Source organism: Salinibacterium sp. G-O1 (genome assembly GCF_030063305.1).
Taxonomy (GTDB): Bacteria; Actinomycetota; Actinomycetes; order Actinomycetales; family Microbacteriaceae; genus Rhodoglobus.
In genome coordinates, this window is sequence record NZ_JASISV010000001.1 from 745,924 (window position 1) to 763,087 (window position 17,164).

The window sequence follows — 17,164 nt, forward strand, 5'->3', positions numbered from 1 at the left end:
TGCATCCCTCCCGGCCAGCTAGGTGTCGATGAGTTGTTCGATGCGGTACCCCACCATTTCCCGCATCACCAGGCCGGTATTCGTGCGTTTGATTCCGTCGATATCCAGAATTCGTCCAGCGATGCGGTAGAGGTCGTCGGCATCCCTCGCGACCACGTGGATCAGCAGATCCGCAATCCCCGTGAGTCCATTTACTTCGAGCACTTCGGGGATCGTTGACAGGTTCACGCCGACCGCGGCGAGCTTGCGCTGAGTGACCGTGGTGAGAATGTAGGCGCTCAGCGGATAGCCCAGGAATGCCGGGTCAATCCGGCGCTCGAACGTTCTTAGCGCTTTTCTCTGCGTGTACCGCGCCAGGCGCGACCGCACTGTATTCCGCGCCAGACCGGTTTGTTCAGCCAGGGAGACAACGGTTGCGTCCGGATCCCGGTTGAGCGCCCGGAGCAGCAGAGCGTCCATGGGATCCGCGGTGGTCTGTGTGGTCAATTTGTGCCCCAATCACCATCGTGAAGACGATCAATATGATCATTATGGTCAAAATAGCATAAGTCTGTTGCGCGTTTAGCGTCCAACTGCTGTGATGTGAGCGGAATATGTAGTACCCCGAATCGGTTTGACCTAGCCAGAAATACTCGCCATGGAGAACACCATCACCAGCTACACCGCACTGGATGCAGTCGACGACACAGGAATACAGCTCGACACCCTTCAGGAGGTTGAACGGAAGATTCTGTGGTTGTCGACCGCGATGATTCATCATGCGAATCGAGTCAGGGAGAATGTCTCCGGAATGAAAGTCGGAGGACACCAGGCCTCAAGTGCGTCAATCGCGACGATAATGACGTCGCTGTGGTTCGGCGAGTTGAGGCCTGAGGACCGGGTTTCGGTGAAGCCGCACGCATCCCCGGTCCTTCACGCGATCAACTACCTGCTGGGGAGCCTCGACGCGCGGTATCTGACCACCCTCCGGCAGTTCGGCGGGTTGCAGAGCTATCCGAGTCGTTCAAAGGACCCCGATCCCGTCGACTACTCCACCGGCTCGGTGGGGATCGGCGCGACTGCGACAATCTGGGGCGCGCTCTCGCGGCGCTACACCAGCTCCGTGACGGGTGTATCGAGCCGCGGCCGCCAATATGCGCTGGTCGGGGATGCTGAACTCGATGAAGGCGCCATCTGGGAAGCCGTGCTTGATCCGAACGTCGCTGATCTGGGCGAGCTTGTGTGGATCGTCGACCTCAATCGGCAGTCGCTGGACCGTGTCGTTCCCAATATTGCTGCGGGAAAAATTGAACAGCTTTTCCTGGCCGCCGGCTGGCAAGTTATCGTCGTTCGTTTCGGCGCCCTGTTGGAGAGCATCCTGGCCCAGCACGGGGGCGAAGCGCTACGCAAGCGAATAGTCGAGATGCCGAATGCCGAATATCAGCGGATACTGCGCTGCACCCCGGCAGAAGCGCGCGAACGACTGTCGAGCGGGAATCTCGATATCCAGAACCTCCTCGCCGGACTGGACGACGACACCCTGGTGCGCGCGCTGCGCAACCTCGGCGGCCACGACCTGTCGGCTTTGCGGGCCGCGTACGCCCAGATCGATGACACCAAGCCGACGGCCATCATCGCCTACACGATCAAGGGTCATGGATTGCCGACAGAGGGACACCCACAGAACCACTCATCCCTGCTCACCGTCGATCAATTCACTCAGCTCGCGGGGAAGCTCGGTGAAGATGAGCACAATCCATGGGCAACATTTGCGCCTGGATCAGCTGCGGCGGCACTGTGCTCCGCAACCGGCGCGCGCCTGACACGCGTCGGCGAAGCCGCGGCAGCGGTGCCGGCAGTGCCGACAGATTTTGGGAGGACGCCATCCGGTGCGGCAACGACGCAGGCAGCTTTGGGTCGCACGCTTCTCGACCTGACGAGGTCGACGCCCGAGCTTGCTCGACGAGTGGTTACCGTTAGCCCCGACGTGAGCTCAAGCACGAACCTCGCTGGGTGGGTCAACAAGGTGGGAGTCTGGTCGAGCGAGGCACGCCAGAACTGGTTTGACGGCGACGGCGAGACCATCATGCATTGGCGGGAGAAGCCGGATGGTCAGCACATCGAACTGGGCATCGCTGAATCGAATCTGGTTGGCCTGCTCGGAGAACTCGGCTCAACGTGGAGTCGCTGGGGCCAGCCCCTCATCCCGATCGGCGTGCTGTACGACCCCTTCCTCGAACGTGCGTTGGAGCAATGGTCGTACGGTATTTATGCTGGCGGCCAGTCGATCATCGTGGGAACGCCGTCCGGAGTGACCCTCGCGGCCGAGGGCGGTGCCCACCAATCGATCAAGACGCCATCCATCGGTATGGAACAGCCCGGCTGCGTGAGTTACGAGCCCGCCTTTGCTCTCGATGTCGAATGGATACTGCTCGCAGCGATCGCAAACGTGGGTCGCCCTGACGGAACGTCTGCGTACCTGCGACTCTCCACAAAGTCTGTTGATCAGAAGCTCGCGGCAATTCCTGTAGAAGGGGCCGCGCGGGAGAGACGGCGACGCCAAACCGTTGCCGGTGGGTATTTTCTAAGGAAATCGAACAACGCAAGGGCGACTCTCGTCGCCGCCGGCGCCGTCATCCCCGAGACGCTTGATGCCGCGGCCCAACTGGAGGCCTCAGGCGTCGCTGTCGACGTGGTGTGTATCACCAGCCCAGGATTGCTCTTTGAGGCAATGCAGGCGCGCAATGGCCAGGGAACCGCGCCAAGTTGGATCCTCGATCAGGTGTTTCCTGTTGAGCGCGCCCGTCCGATGGTGACGGTGCTGGATGGCCACCCGCACACGTTGTCGTTCCTCGCGGGGATTCACCGCGTCGCCAGTCGGCATCTCGGAGTGACCGGATTCGGCCAGTCAGGTGACATGGCAGACGTGTACAAGTATCACGGCCTCGACGCGGACAGCATCACGCGCGCCGTGCTCGATGTGCTCGCGGTGGAGACGGCTGGGTAGCCGGATTCATCGCTCTACGAGCGGCAACTGGGTCGGCTATTCGCGATCGGCGAGCATCCGCGTCATCAGCTCGATCTCGCTCGACTGGGCCTTCACGATGCTGCCCGCGAGGTCAAGCACGACGCGGTTCTCGCTGCGTTCGACGACCGCCTCGGCCATCTCGACGCCACCCGCGTGGTGCGCGATCATGAGCTCGAGGAAGAGCCGCTCGGCCGCGACCGAATCGCTCGCCGACAATTCCGTGATTTGCTCGCGGGTCGCGAGCCCGGGCATCTGCGACCCCGGCGCGTGGGCAGTCTCGGCGGCGTGATCGTGGCTGGTCTCGCCGAGCGGGGGCAGTGACATCCACGTCATGGAGGGGTCTGTCGCAGCCTGAGGGAGGCCCCATTGGGCGAGCCAGCCGAACATCTGGCCGGACTGCTGCGCCTGCGAGGTCGCGATGTCGTAGGCGAGCAGTCTGATGTCAGGGTCGGCTGTCACGTCACGCACGATCATGGCCATCTCCACGGCCTGATTGTGATGCACCTGCATGTCCCGCGCGAAACCCGCCTCCGCGCTGGAGTCGACGGGGTCGCTGTCCCCCGGCGCGCTCAGGCGACCGATGACGAGGGAGACGGCGACCAACGCGATAGCCGTGAGCACTGCGGCGATCGCGAGCCGTCGACTGCGCCCTGGATCAGCGGTGACAGCGGGTTTAGGAGACGAGTCCGGGGCCATCTACAGCTCCCGTGCACAGGGCACCCGGCTCGGGTGCCGCCGCCGACTTCCAGTACTTCTGGATGAACGACTGCATCCTCGGGTCATCGACGCCATCGAGCTGCACCTGTGCGCCCCAGGCCGAGATCACGACGGGAGCAGGCAGGCCCGGGTAGGGCGACAACACGGAATAGGTGCTCGGCACGGCGCTGCGCAGTGTCGAAACGTCGCTGTCGTCGAGCGCATCCGGATCGTAAGTGACCCAGACCGCCCCGTGTTCGAGCGAGTGGACCGCGTTCTCGTTGGCCTGGGGCTCGTCGTAGATCCCGCAGTTGAGCCAGGCGGCGAAGTGGTCACCTCCGGCCGGAGGGTTCATGTCGTATTTCGACTCGTAATCGACGGTCTCAGGGCCGACGTGCACCGAGGTGAGCCCGGGGAACTCCGTCAGGCCGGCGATGTCGATGTCGTCCGGGGTTGGCTTCGGGGTCGCACCAACCACAATGAAGCCAATGACGAGGGCAAGCACAGCAACACCGCCGAGCACGGCGGCGCCGATTCCGATGCGCTGGTTGCGCTTTTGGGTTGACACCCGCTTCTGCAGAGCAGCGACCTTGTCGGCTCTGCGCGCGTCGCGTTGTTGTTTTACGGTGGGTTTCGATGGATCGGGCACGGCATCCTGTCGGCTCGGTGGTCTCGGTAACCACAACCGTACCGGGCGCTCATTGTGGAGACGATGTGGGTGACGGCACCGCCAGCGTTACACGGCAACCAGACGAATCAGGATGGCGTGTTCCGGATGCAGGCTCGGCATCGGCAATCCCACCTCGGCAAGATAGGCGCCGGTAGCCGTGATGCCCTTCGGCACCCACTCAGGGCCGTGCGCGTGGGCGTACGGGGAGCTGAGCGTGGGAAACACAACCCGAACCTCGTAGCGGGACGCGGCGTCCAGTCCCGGGAATCCGACCATTCCCGGTGTCTCATCGGACGAGGTGGACAGGCTGGCAAAGGCGAACAGCGCCTCACTCCCGTCCTCCGCGACGACACCATTCAGCGAGCTCGACGGGTCGACGAGGTCGGCGTGCACCGATGTGCCGGAATGGATGAGGGCACGATGGGCCTTGTAGAGCGACACGGCCTGGGAGAGTTCGGCGACGGCCGCGTCATCCAGCTCACGCACGTCCCACTCGATTCCGAAATGCCCGAACATGGCGACGATCGCCCGGAATGACAGCGAATGGGTGCGCTTTGTGGTGTGCGAGTGTGTGGGCCCGACGTGGGTGCCGACGAGTTCGGGGGGCAGCACGGACTGGGTCCAGCGTTGGATCGTGTGGCGTTCGAGGGCGTCGTTGCAGTCGGAGGCCCACACCCGGTCGGTGCGCTCGAGCACGCTGAGGTCGACGCGGGCTCCGCCCGATGAGCAGCTCTCGATCTCCACGTGCGGATGTGCGCGCTTCAGCTCATCCATCAGGCGGTACGCGGCCAGTGTCTGCGCGTGCGTCGACGGCGAGCCGGCGTGACCCATCTCGGTGAGATCCCGGTTCTGGTCCCACTTCAGGTAGGCGATGTCGTTGTCGGTCAGCAGGGCATTGAGCCTGTCGAAGACGTAGGTCCAGGCCTGCGGATTCACGAGGTCGATGCACTGCTGGTGGCGCCACTGCTCCGGGATGCGACTGAGGCCGGGCCCGCTGATCCAGTCGGGATGTTCGCGGATCACATCGGAGTCTTCGTTGACCATCTCCGGTTCGACCCACAGGCCGAAGTCCATACCGCGGGCGTGCACCTCGCTGATGAGGGGCGCGAGTCCGTGCGGCCACACGGCGTCGTCGACAACCCAGTCACCGAGACCGCGGGTGTCGTCGCGCCGGTTGAGGAACCAGCCGTCATCGAGCACGAACCTTTCCACTCCGAGCAGCTGCGCGCGCTCCGCGAGTTGCAGGAGACCCTCGAGGTTGTGATCGAAGTAGACGGCCTCCCACGTGTTGAGTACGACGGGACGGATGCTGCTCGGGTGATTCGGCCGCGATCGAAGGAAGCGGTGGAAGACCTCGGAAACTCCATCGATGCCGTTTGCTGAATAAGAGGCGTACGTCCACGGGGTGGTGTAGCTGCCGCCGGGTGCAAGGCTGAGTTCGCCCGGCGCGAAGAGCTCCGCGTTGCCGATGATGGGGGAGCCGAGCGGGGTCTTCTCGACCGAGGTGGCGCGGTTCCCGCTCGAGCCGAGGTGCGTAGCCCACACCTTGCCCGAGCGATCCGAGAATCCGCGCGAGCCGACAGCGGTGAGCACGGATGCGTCGTGCCCGGTTCTGCCGTGCCGGTACTCCCGCAGCCATGTGCCCTGGTGCACGGATTGCCGTTGGGGGTGCTGCTCGCGGCACCACCGCCCTGAGAGGTCGAGGATCTCGGCTGCGCCGAGACCGGCGGGCAGCGTCGTTGCGAGGGTGAGCAACGCGTAGTCCGTCTCGCCGTCGTTGTTCAGGGTGTGACGGATCCGCAGCATCCCGTGCTCAGAGAGTGCGATCTCGATGTTGAGGCTCAGCCCTGCGGCGGCATCGGCCATCGTGATCTCGCAATGGCCCTGGTCAGCCACTGTCACGTCGGTTGTCACCAGCCGGGGTGAGAAGGCGATGCCGTCGGGGCGGTGGCCTTCGAGGGCCGGGCGGCCACGCCAGCCGCTGGAGGATTGCGGGAGCAGCTCCTGGCGGAACGGGAGATCGTTCGCCGAGTGCGCGATCGGGCCGACTTCGGCGAGCAGGTCGCCCTGGTCGCCCACATCGGCCCCCCAGTGCACGACGACAGGCGTCGACGCTGAGACATCGAGGATGAATGACACGCTTCCGCCGCGCATCGTGATACTGGGGTTCATTGGTTCGATTCCCTGTTGCGTCCCCACTGCTGCGGTGTGGTGAATGGCAGCAGTGGGCGACTATCTACTCGGTTGTTCGGTTTTCGCGGATGACGGCGACGCCGCCGCCTCGCAACTCGAGTCGGCCAGCTGTGGCCTCCCCGGTAAGCAGGTCGGTGCCGTTTGCGGTCACGGAGACCGCGGATGCGCCGTGGTTGATGGCGAAGAGCCAGGTGTCTTCCCCATTCGATCTGCGCACGATTTCGAGGTCACCCGCTGGGCTGTCGGCGATGGCGAGATCTGCGTCGATTGCGATGGTCTCGAGCAACTCGAGAACGCCGGTCTCGCTGAGCGAGGTGCCGACGTAGTACGCGAAGCCCGAACCGACGGCACGGCGGGTGACGGCGGGTGAGCCCGCGGTCGGTCCCTCCGCGTACTCCGCGAGTACCTCGGCGCCGGCGGAGCGACCGAGTTCGCTGAAGATGCGGCCGACCCCGAAGCGCGAGAGGGTGGTCGTCTCGTTTTCACGCAGTGGGTAGAACTCCTCGATGCGTACTCCGAGCAGGTCGGTGAAAGCTCCGGGGTAGCCGCCGAGGCGGACGTGGTTGTCCTCGTCGACGATCCCGGAGAAGTAGGTGACGACGACGGTGCCCCCGGCTTCGGCGAATGCGCGAATGTTGTCGGCGCCGGCATCCGTCATCAGGTACTGCATGGGCACGATCACGGCGCGGTACGACGAGAGGTCGTCGGTGGCTGCACGGAAATCGGTCGTGACCTGCGCGCGGTAGAGGGCGTCGTGCCACAGTCGCGTCTCGGCCATCATGCTGAGATCGGTGCTCGGGTGCGAGTCGAGCTCGCTCGCCCAGCGCGAATCTGCATCATGGATGATCGCCACCGGTGCGTCGCTGACCCTCGAGCCGACCAGCTCCGAGATGCTGCGAAGAGCGGCGCCGAGTTCGACGACCTCCCGCCACACCCTCGAGTCGGTGCCACTGTGCGGGAGCATCGCGGAGTGGAACTTCTCTGAACCCGCCTCGGCGGCTCGCCACTGGAAGAACAGCACGGCGTCGGCTCCGCGGGCGACGTGCTGCATCGCGTTGCGCAGCATCTCGCCGGGCACCTTCGCAATGTTGCGCGGCTGCCAGTTGACGGCCGACGTGGAGTGCTCCATCAGGATCCACGGTGCGCCGCCAGCCAGGCCGCGCACGTAGTCGGAGTTCATGGCGAGGTCCTGGAAGTTGCGCGGGTCTTCCGCGACCAGGTAGTGATCGTTGGAGACGACATCCATCTGCTCGGCCCAGGCCGCATAGTCGAGCGGCTTGTCGAGACCCATGAAGAAGCCCATGAAGTTCGTGGTCACGGGGTGCGGCGACCGGTCCCGGATGATCTTGGCCTCAGCTTCGAAGCAGGCGAGAAGCTCATCAGACGAGAACCGCGCAAAGTCGAGGGCGTGGGTCGGGTTGACGAACGTGCCAGACAGGCGCGGGGGAGTGATCTCGCTGAATGAGTAGTAGTGCTGCGACCAGAAGGCCGTGCCCCAGGCGGCGTTGAGGGCATCGAGGTTCTCGTAGCGGTGCTCGAGCCAACGCTGGAATGCGGCACCCGATTCGTCGCAGTAGCAGGGCTGGTTGTGGCAGCCGTACTCGTTGTGTACGTGCCACATCACCACAGCGGGATGCGATGCATAGCGATCCACGATCGCGGTGGTGAGGGCTGCGGCGGCGCGGCGGTAGTCCGGGCTCGATGCGCAGAACGCCTGCCTCGAGCCGTATCCGAGCCGAACGCCCGTGGCGGTCACCGGCAGTGACTGCGGGTATTTGTGCGAGAACCACGGTGGCGGCGACGCGCTCGCGTTGGCGAGATCGACGCGGATGCCCGAACTGTGGAGCAGGTCGAGGATGCTGTCGAGCCAGCCGAACTCGTACTCACCCTCGGACGGCTCCAGCAGCGCCCAGCTGAAGATGCCGACACTGACCAGGTTGACTCCGGCCTCCGCCATGAGGGCGACGTCCTCCACCCAGACGGAGGGGTCCCACTGTTCGGGGTTGTAGTCGCCGCCGAAGCCGAAGGCCGGAACACCGTCGTCAGACAGACGGCTCGAAATGTACTGCACGAAGTTACCCCTTGCTCGCACCCAGGGTCAGTCCGGCAACGAACTGGCGCTGTAGCGCGAGGTAAATGATGAGAGTCGGTATCACGGTGATGATGGCACCCGCAGCCATCAGGTTGTAATTCGAGAGGAATTGCCCTTGCAGGTTATTGAGGCCGGTCGTGACCGGCAGCAGGTTTCCGCTCTGGATGAACAGCAGAGGCCAGAAGAAGTCGTTGTAGATCCAGATGACCTCGAGGGTGCCGAGCGCGGCAAGTGCCGGGCGGGTGAGGGGCATGATGATCGCCCAGTACTGGCGCCAGACCCCGGCGCCATCGACAAACGCGGCCTCCGTGATGTCGTGCGGAAGTGCCTTCATGTAGTTCGAGAGCACAAAGGTGCAGAACCCGATCTGGAAAGCCGTGTCGACAGCGATGACGGCGAAATAGGTGTTCAGCAGGCTGCCGGACCCACTCACGCTGTATGGCAGTTCAAAGTTCTTGAACATCTGGAACAGCGGTGCGGCGAGAACCTGCGGTGGCAGCAGGTTGCCGGCGGTGAACATGATCAGCAGAGTCACGTTGAACTTCCAGCTGAACCGGCTCACCGCGAACGCCATCATCGAGGCGAAGAGGAGAGTGAAGATCACGCTCGGGACCACGATGATGAGTGAGTTGGTCAGCAGTGATGCGAACCCTCCCTGCGTCCAGGCCGTGGCGAAGTTGTCGAAGTTGAACGCTCCGCCGAAGCTGAAGTAGCCGAACTTATCCGTGTCGGCCTTGGGGCGCAGTGCGGTGAACATCGCCCAGCCGAGCGGGATCAACCACAGCACCGACATGATGATGAGGAAGAGGTGGATTCCATAGCGGGGACGGGCGAGCGAGCCGGGCTTGCCGCGCCGCGGGGTCGTGGCGCCGGCCGGAGCGGCAGCGCGGGTAGTTGTAGTTGACATCAGGCGTCCTTCTTGAAGGTGCGACTCAGGTAGATGACGATGGGCACGAGCGACACGACGAGAAGGATCGCGGCCAGCGCAGACCCGACGCCGATGACCTGGCCCTCACCCACAAGGTTCTGGATGACGAGGGCGCTGATGAGCTCAAGCCCGTTCGTGCCCCTGTTGATGATGTAGACGATGTCGAAGGCCCTCAACGACTCGATGATCGTGATCACGACGATCACGATGTTGATGGGTCGCATGACGGGGAAGATGATCCTGAAGAAGGTCTGCACCGCGTTGGCGCCGTCGAGGGATGCTGCCTCGCGCAGCGAAGCGTCGACGCCCTTGAGGCCCGCCAGATACAGGATCATGACGTAACCGGCATGGCGCCAGGTCGCAGCGATCAGGGCGGCCCAGATGTTCACATCCGGGTTTCCGAACCAGTCGACCGCCTGCGGGGTTCCCGAGGTGCCCAATAGGAAGTTGAGCAGCCCGTTGTTCTGGGAGTAGAACAACTGCCAGATGACACCAATCAGAACGAGAGACAACATCACGGGAGCAAAGAAGATGCTCTGGTAGATGCGGCTTCCACGAATGTTCTGATCGAGCAGGATCGCCAGCAGCAGCCCGAGAGGGGTAGCGATGACTGCGAGGAACACAAGCCACAGCACGTTGTGCTGCAGGGCGGGCCAGAAGGGCGGATAGTCCTGAAGGATGAAGGTGTAGTTCGCGAGACCGGCGGGGCGTATGTCGGAGAACGCGAGACCGTTCCAGCGGACGAACGAGAGAAGCACCGAAATGATGGTGGGGATCCAGATCAGGACGAGCTGGATGAGGGTGGGCACGAACACCATCGCCGCGAGGACGACCTTGTCGCGCCGTGTGAGGAGGCTGTAGCGGCGGCGGAGGCCGGAGGGCTTTGCCCCTCCGGCCTTCGCCTGTGCGTCACCCGTGATGACGGACATGGGGTTGAACCTTACTGGGCCGCGTACAGGGCGGTTGCCTGCGCTTCGAGGTTGGCGGTGTCGATCGTTCCATCCTTCAGGAAGCCCTGCAGCGCGGGGATCATAACGTTGTTCGCCATGGCGGGCAGTGCATCGCGGTCGAAGAACTGGCTGACCGATTTGGCGTCGGAAATGACACCGGCGAGCTTCTTGTTGAATTCGGTGTACGACGAGGTGTCGGCATCCTTCACCGTCATCAGGTTCGCTGTGTCGACGGAGAAGTACGCCTCCTGGCCGGCCGCAGTTCCCATGAACGCAAGGAAGTCGCGTGCAGCCTGGTTCTCGCCGCCGCGCTTGGTCAGCATGAGTCCGTCGATCGGAGCCTCGACGGCCTCCCTGCCTTCAACCGCGATCTCGGGGAACGGGAAGAAGTCGATGTCGGCGAGCACGGCCGGGTCGGTGAACTGCTGGGTGACGAACGAGCCGAGCAGGTACATGCCGGCAGAGCCGTCACCAAGCGACTGCGCGCCTTCCTGCCACGTCATACCGAGGGCGTTCGTGGACTGGAACGGGAGCAGCTGCTTCCAGTTGTCGAACACGTCCTTGACCTTCTGCTGGTCCCACGACTCTTCGTGTGCGCAGAGGTCGACGTGGAACTGGTAGCCGTTGGTGCGCATGTTGATGTAGTCGAATGTGCCCATCGCGGGCCATCCGTCTTTATCAGCGAACGCGATCGGGGTCATGCCGTCTGACTGCATCTGCTTCGACAGCGCGATGAGCTCGTCGAACGTGGTGGGCTCGGTGTAGCCCTTTTCGGCCCACACGCTCTTGCGGTAGAAGAAGCCCCAGGGGTAGTTGTAGTTCGGCACGAAGTACTTCTTGCCGTCGGCTGCTTCCGATGCGAGCGCGAGCCCCTCACCGTAGTTGCCACCGATTGTTTCCCACACGTCGTCGATGGGGGCTACGAGGCCCTTGTCGGCGTAGTAACGCATGCGGTAACCGGCGAACCACGTGAACATGTCGTCGGGAGCGCCCTGAAGGTAGGTGTTGATGTTGTTCTGGAAGTCGTTGTGGGCCACCGTGTTGGTGGTGATCTCGACACCGGACTGCTTCTGGAAGGCCTCGACGACTGCCGCGTATGCACGCTTTGGCACATCATCGGAAGAACCGGAGCCGAAGGTAGCGGTCTTCGACGCTGCTCCGCCTCCCGTGCTGCCGCCGGTCGGCGAGCATGCCGCGAGTGCGGTGATGGTCGCTGCGCTGAGTGCGCCGCCCATCAGTACGCGGCGGCTGACCTGAGTTTCGGCGATCTTTCCGAAGGCACTGGCTTTGTCAAATGACATCGTGAATTACTCCTTTGTAATGTGATTTTCTTCAGGATCGATACAAGAAACCTGAACGTGCAGCGGCTTTCGAGTGGCCGTGATTCTCGATGTTGTGACGCGGCCGACCGAATGTCCACGGCTCAATATACACGTGTAGATGTCCGGTGGGAACAACCAATAAAAATCAGGTGGGAACGCATCCACACGACTCGCGAATCACCAGATCGGCAGTGAAAGAGATGTGGTGCAGGTCGACCTGCTCCCGTGCCGTGAGGGCGTCGATGGCCGCTGCTGCCATCTCGATGACGGGCTGATGCATTGCCGTCAGCGGTGGCCAGGTGAACTCCGATTCGACCGACCCATCGAATGTGACTACCGCAACGTCCTCAGGTACTCGAACTCCGTGCTCGTGCAGAGCCCTGAGCAGCCCTACCGCCTGGAGGTCAGACGTGACGTAAATGGCGGTCGGGACGACCGTCATGGCCATCATCGCTTTTCCGGCAATGTATCCACCCTCGCGGGTGTATTGCTCGAAGACAATCGGCCCCTTCTCGAGGTCCGCGGCCTCGAGTGCATCGGACCAGCCCGCCCTACGATCGGTCGTGGATACGCTTTCGGCGTCGCCGCAGATCAGGGCGACACTCTTATGGCCATGCCCGATGAGGTGTTCAACAGCCACCCGCGATGCTTCCCGGAAATTCACACCGAGGCTCGCGACACCCGGCATGGGTCGCGCGCGGTCCAGAAGCACAAGGGAGATTCCCGCCGCCTGCACGCCGGCCACATCGGGATGATCCTCGTTGCTCGCCCACAACAGCCCGTCAACCTGGCGAGAGAGCATCTTGCCGACGAGTTCATCTTCATGCTCATGCGTCCCGGCAGAGTTGATGAAAATGATGGACAGGCCTTTGGTGGCAGCAGCTCGCTCGATCGCGCGCGCGAACTCCGCGAAATAGGGGTTGGTGTTGTCTGAAATGACGAGCCCGATGATCTCGCTGACACCACGCTTGAGGGCACGAGCGGTGGCGTTGGGTCGGTACTGGAGTTCCTGGATGGCGTCCAGTACCCGATCGCGGGTCTCTGGCGCGACATTGCGCGGACCCGAATTGACGACATAGCTGACCACGGCGCTGCTCACCCCAGCGAGATCGGCGACATCCTGGCGCGTGACCCCGGAACGCCGAGGGTGGGGCGAAGTCGCCATGGTCTTCTTTCTGGGAAGGATCCGTTGTGAGAGGGTGTCTCGAATCGTACAGGCATGTCAGTTCGTGACGCTGGACCCCGCCCGACAGTAGCCCGCTGGTAGATTTGGGCCACCATGAAGTACGCGAACAGCATCCTCGACCTTGTCGGCAACACCCCACTTGTGCGCCTCAACAGCGTCACCGAGGGCATCGCCGCCACGGTGCTCGCCAAGATCGAATACCTGAATCCCGGGGGCTCGTCGAAAGACCGCATCGCCACCCGCATCATCGACGACGCTGAAGCGAAGGGCCTGCTGAAGCCTGGCGGCACCATTGTGGAGCCGACCAGCGGCAACACGGGCGTCGGGCTCGCGCTTGTCGCGCAGCAGCGCGGGTACCACTGCATCTTCGTGCTGCCCGACAAGGTGGGCGAAGACAAGCGCAACGTGCTGACCGCCTACGGCGCGGAAATCGTGGTGACGCCCACAGCGGTTGCCCCCGACAGCCCCGAGTCGTACTACTCGGTGTCGGATCGACTCGCCCGCGACATCCCCGGTGCCTTCAAGCCGAACCAGTACGCGAACCCAAACGGGCCCCTGAGCCACTATGAGACCACCGGGCCCGAGATCTGGCGGGACACCGAGGGCAAGATCACCCACTTTGTCGCCGGAGTGGGCACGGGCGGCACGATCAGCGGAGTCGGGCGGTACCTCAAGGAGGTGTCCAACGGCGGCGTACACATCATCGGTGCCGACCCGGAAGGCTCGGTGTACTCCGGAGGAACTGGTCGGCCGTACCTCGTCGAGGGTGTGGGCGAAGACTTCTGGCCTGAGGCGTACGACCCGAGCGTCGTCGATGAGGTCATCGCGTCATCCGATGCCGAATCGTTTGACCTGACACGCAGGCTCGCTCGCGAGGAAGGCCTGCTCGTGGGCGGCTCGAGCGGGATGGCGGTCGCCTCTGCACTGAAGGCTGCCGCCTCGCTCAGCGCCGACGACGTCATGGTCATCCTGCTGCCGGATGGTGGGCGCGGATACCTCGGCAAGATTTTCAATGACAAGTGGATGCGGTCATACGGATTCGCGTCCGTCACCGACGAGAAGACAGTTGGCGACATCGTGCGCTCGAAAACCGGCCTGCTGCCCGAACTCGTGCACGTGCATCCCACCGACACCGTGCGTGATGCCATCGAGATCATGACGAAGTACGAGGTGTCGCAGATGCCGGTGCTCACGGCAGAACCACCCGTGGTGATGGGCGAGGTGAGCGGCGCGGTCGACGAGCGCTCCCTCATGGACGCCGTGTTCACCGGCGGGGCGAAGATGACCGACGCCGTTCGGGAATTCGTGGGAGCGCCTCTGGGTTTGATCGGTGTGCATGAACCGGTAAGCGCGGCACGAACAGCACTGGCTAGCGCCGATGCTCTTCTTGTCACCGAGGGCGGAAAACCCGTCGCGGTGCTTACCCGGCATGACCTGCTGACCTTCCTCAGCGCCTGAACTTCGAAAAGAGCCCCGTGAACGACGACTACTCCTTCTCTACCCGCGCGATTCACGCCGGCCAGGAATTCGACCCGACCACGGGAGCCGTTGTGCCTCCGATCTACATGACGTCGACCTTCGTGCAGGACGGCATCGGTGGATTCAGGGGCGGCTACGAGTACGCGCGCGGTGGTAACCCCACGCGAGACTCGCTGCAGACGCTTCTCGCCTCGCTCGAAGGTGCACGTCACGCCTACAGCTTCGCATCCGGTCTCGCCGCCGAAGACACCCTGCTGCGTGCGCTGCTGACGCCGGGCGATCACATCGTGATGGGCAACGACGTGTACGGCGGCACCCACCGTCTGGTCAATCGGGTGCACGTGCCGTGGGGCGTATCGCTCTCGACGGTCGACATGGGTGATCTGGATGCGGTGCGCGCGGCCATCCGCCCCGGCACCACAAAGGTGCTCTGGGTCGAGACCCCCAGCAACCCGCTGATGAAGATCAGTGACATCGCAGCTCTCTCTGCTGTTGCCCACGAACTCGACGTGATCGTTGTGGTCGACAACACCTTCGCGTCGCCCTACCTGCAGCAGCCGCTGTCGCTCGGCGCCGACGTGGTCGTGCACTCGACAACCAAGTACATCGGTGGCCATTCCGATGTGCTGGGTGGCGCCCTCGTGCTCAACGACGACGAGATCGCCGAGAAGGTCGGATTCCTGCAGTTCGCCGTCGGCGCGGTGTCCAGCCCCATGGATGCCTGGCTCACCGTGCGAGGGATCAAGACCCTGGCCGTGCGATCCGAACGGCACTCGTTAAATGCTCAGACCATCGCAGAGGCTCTGGTGGGGCATCCGAAGCTCGACGCCGTCTACTACCCGGGCCTGACGACCCACCCCGGCCACAAGATCGCCGCGAAACAGATGAAAGCATTCGGCGGCATGCTGTCTGTCGCGCTCAGCGGCGGCTCGGCGGCGGCTCGCGCCTTCGCGGAAGCGACCACACTGTTCCAGCTGGCCGAATCGCTGGGAGGAGTCGAGTCGCTGATCGGGTACCCCTCCGAGATGACGCATGCGTCGGTTCGGGGCACCGAGCTCGAGGTACCGGAGAACGTCGTACGGCTCTCGGTCGGCATCGAGGATGTCGATGACCTACTAGCCGACGTGCTGGAATCGCTCGACCGTCTGTAGCTTTCCCTCGCAAACCTGACACGACTGTCAGGAGGGTTGTCTACCCCCGCTCCAGAGGGTAGTGTCGCAAGCGCTTGCACAACGCGAGAACTTCGAAAGAACGGCCTTTCGGCGCATGACTGCCCACCCGGGCGCAGCACACCGGGTGATCCTGGCGATCATCGGCCCTGGCCGGTCGATCGACGACACAGGAAGGCAACACCAATGACACTGCAGTCACGCGGTCGAATGGCCACAGGGGCAATTCTGCTCACGACGGCTTTGGCCCTCACCGCCTGCTCATCGGCAGGCTCGGAAGACAAGACTCCCTCAGCGGGCTCCCTCACGGTCTGGGTCGACGCAGACCGCGCGGCCGTGCTGAAGGATGCCGCCGCCGAGTTCACCAAAGAATCGGGCGTAGAAGTCAAGCTAATCCAGAAGGACTTCGCAGACATCCAGGAGCAGTTCATCGCCCAGGTTCCCACCGGCAAGGGCCCTGACATCACCATCGGTGCCCACGACTGGCTCGGCAACTTCGTCACCAACGGTGTCGTTGCCCCGGTCGAGCTCGGCAACAAGGCCAGTGAGTTTCAGGAGGTCGCGGTAGCCGCAATGAGCTTCGACGGCGTCACCTACGGCGTTCCGTACTCGATTGAGAACATCGCGATGCTGCGCAACACCGCGCTGGCGCCGTCCGCGCCGACCTCCTATGACGACATGATCGCCATGGGGAAGGCCGCCGGAACCGAGTTCCCGTTCATCGTGCAGGTCGGTCCTGAGTCTGACCCGTACCACCTGTACCCATTCCAGACCTCGTTCGGAGCTCCGGTGTTCGGAACCAACGCCGACGGCAGCTACAACGCGGACGAACTCACCATCGGTGACGCTGGCGGCGACGAATTTGCCACCTGGCTGGCTGCGCAGGGGGCTGAAGGCAACCTGAACATCTCGCTCACCGGTGACCTCGCCAAGGAGAAGTTCAACGCTGGTGCTTCGCCGTTCTTCATCACCGGCCCGTGGAATGTTGCGGACGCGCAGGCCGCAGGCATCGACGTCGCGGTCGACCCGATCCCAGCGCCAGGCCCGAACACGGCCCAGCCCTTCGTTGGTGTTCAGGGTTTCTACGTGAGCGCTAAGAGCGAGAACACTCTCGCGGCCAGCGAGTTCCTCACGAACTACATCGCGACCGAAGAGGTGCAGACTGCCCTGTATGAGGTCGGTGGACGAGCACCCGCTCTCACCGCATCGTTCGAGGCAGCATCGTCAGACCCGATCGTCGCCGGCTTCGGCGCGGTAGGTGCGACGGCCGTTCCGATGCCGAACATCCCTGAAATGGGATCGGTGTGGCAGTACTGGGGCGTCACCGAGGCCGCGATCATCAGCGGTCAGGCTGACCCGGTTGGCCTCTGGCAGAAGATGGCCGCCGACGTGCAGGGCGCAATTTAGCACTCGCCTCGTGAGGGGCCAGGGCGCTATGTGCCCTGGCCCTTCACCCGAGATCAGCAGGATGG

Annotated in this window: 13 protein-coding genes; 4 read left to right on the top strand and 9 right to left on the bottom strand. The window is 63.5% G+C overall.

The features are described from left to right. Positions 1 to 18: 18 nt before the first annotated feature. Entirely contained in the window at positions 19 to 486 is a 468-nt protein-coding gene (locus QMG83_RS03695) for an Lrp/AsnC family transcriptional regulator (RefSeq protein WP_283503996.1), read from the bottom strand. 151 nt (positions 487 to 637) lie between these two features. Between QMG83_RS03695 and QMG83_RS03700 the strand changes: the two genes are divergently transcribed. After that, complete coding sequence (locus QMG83_RS03700) at positions 638 to 2,986, top strand: thiamine pyrophosphate-binding protein (protein ID WP_283503997.1); 2,349 nt, start codon at positions 638 to 640, stop codon at positions 2,984 to 2,986. Positions 2,987 to 3,022: 36 nt separating this feature from the next. Here the strand turns inward: QMG83_RS03700 and QMG83_RS03705 are convergent, their stop codons facing one another. The 8 genes from QMG83_RS03705 to QMG83_RS03740 form a co-directional block, all read right to left on the bottom strand. Further along, complete coding sequence (locus QMG83_RS03705) at positions 3,023 to 3,703, bottom strand: DUF305 domain-containing protein (protein ID WP_283503998.1); 681 nt, start codon at positions 3,701 to 3,703, stop codon at positions 3,023 to 3,025. Then, complete coding sequence (locus QMG83_RS03710; protein ID WP_283503999.1) at positions 3,681 to 4,352, bottom strand: thioredoxin-like domain-containing protein; 672 nt, start codon at positions 4,350 to 4,352, stop codon at positions 3,681 to 3,683. The genes QMG83_RS03705 and QMG83_RS03710 overlap by 23 nt, the downstream gene beginning before the upstream one ends. 87 nt (positions 4,353 to 4,439) lie before the next feature. Further along, on the bottom strand, positions 4,440 to 6,545 hold the full coding sequence (locus QMG83_RS03715) for an alpha-galactosidase (protein ID WP_283504000.1): 2,106 nt from the start codon (positions 6,543 to 6,545) through the stop codon (positions 4,440 to 4,442). Between the two features lie 64 nt (positions 6,546 to 6,609). After that, positions 6,610 to 8,637 carry a beta-galactosidase gene (locus tag QMG83_RS03720; RefSeq protein ID WP_283504001.1) on the bottom strand — a complete coding sequence of 676 codons (2,028 nt, stop codon included), beginning with the start codon at positions 8,635 to 8,637 and terminating at the stop codon, positions 6,610 to 6,612. A gap of 4 nt (positions 8,638 to 8,641) precedes the next feature. Continuing rightward, a complete protein-coding gene (locus QMG83_RS03725; RefSeq protein WP_283504002.1) occupies positions 8,642 to 9,565 on the bottom strand; it encodes a carbohydrate ABC transporter permease in 924 nt (307 codons plus the stop codon). Further along, complete coding sequence (locus QMG83_RS03730) at positions 9,565 to 10,515, bottom strand: carbohydrate ABC transporter permease (protein ID WP_283504003.1); 951 nt, start codon at positions 10,513 to 10,515, stop codon at positions 9,565 to 9,567. The genes QMG83_RS03725 and QMG83_RS03730 overlap by 1 nt, the downstream gene beginning before the upstream one ends. 11 nt (positions 10,516 to 10,526) lie before the next feature. Then, entirely contained in the window at positions 10,527 to 11,837 is a 1,311-nt protein-coding gene (locus QMG83_RS03735; protein ID WP_283504004.1) for an ABC transporter substrate-binding protein, read from the bottom strand. A gap of 166 nt (positions 11,838 to 12,003) precedes the next feature. Then, complete coding sequence (locus QMG83_RS03740) at positions 12,004 to 13,023, bottom strand: LacI family DNA-binding transcriptional regulator (RefSeq protein WP_283504005.1); 1,020 nt, start codon at positions 13,021 to 13,023, stop codon at positions 12,004 to 12,006. 114 nt (positions 13,024 to 13,137) lie between these two features. Here QMG83_RS03740 and QMG83_RS03745 point away from each other — a divergent pair, with 114 nt between their 5' ends. The 3 genes from QMG83_RS03745 to QMG83_RS03755 all read left to right on the top strand — a co-directional run bounded on the left by QMG83_RS03745 (position 13,138) and on the right by QMG83_RS03755 (position 17,099). Beyond that, positions 13,138 to 14,502, top strand: a complete 1,365-nt coding sequence (locus tag QMG83_RS03745; RefSeq protein WP_283504006.1) for a cystathionine beta-synthase — start codon at positions 13,138 to 13,140, stop codon at positions 14,500 to 14,502. A gap of 17 nt (positions 14,503 to 14,519) precedes the next feature. Further along, positions 14,520 to 15,674: a cystathionine gamma-synthase gene (locus QMG83_RS03750; protein WP_283504007.1), complete on the top strand. Its 1,155-nt coding sequence runs from the start codon at positions 14,520 to 14,522 to the stop codon at positions 15,672 to 15,674. A gap of 204 nt (positions 15,675 to 15,878) precedes the next feature. Beyond that, a complete protein-coding gene (locus QMG83_RS03755) occupies positions 15,879 to 17,099 on the top strand; it encodes a sugar ABC transporter substrate-binding protein (RefSeq protein ID WP_283504008.1) in 1,221 nt (406 codons plus the stop codon). Positions 17,100 to 17,164 lie beyond the last annotated feature (65 nt).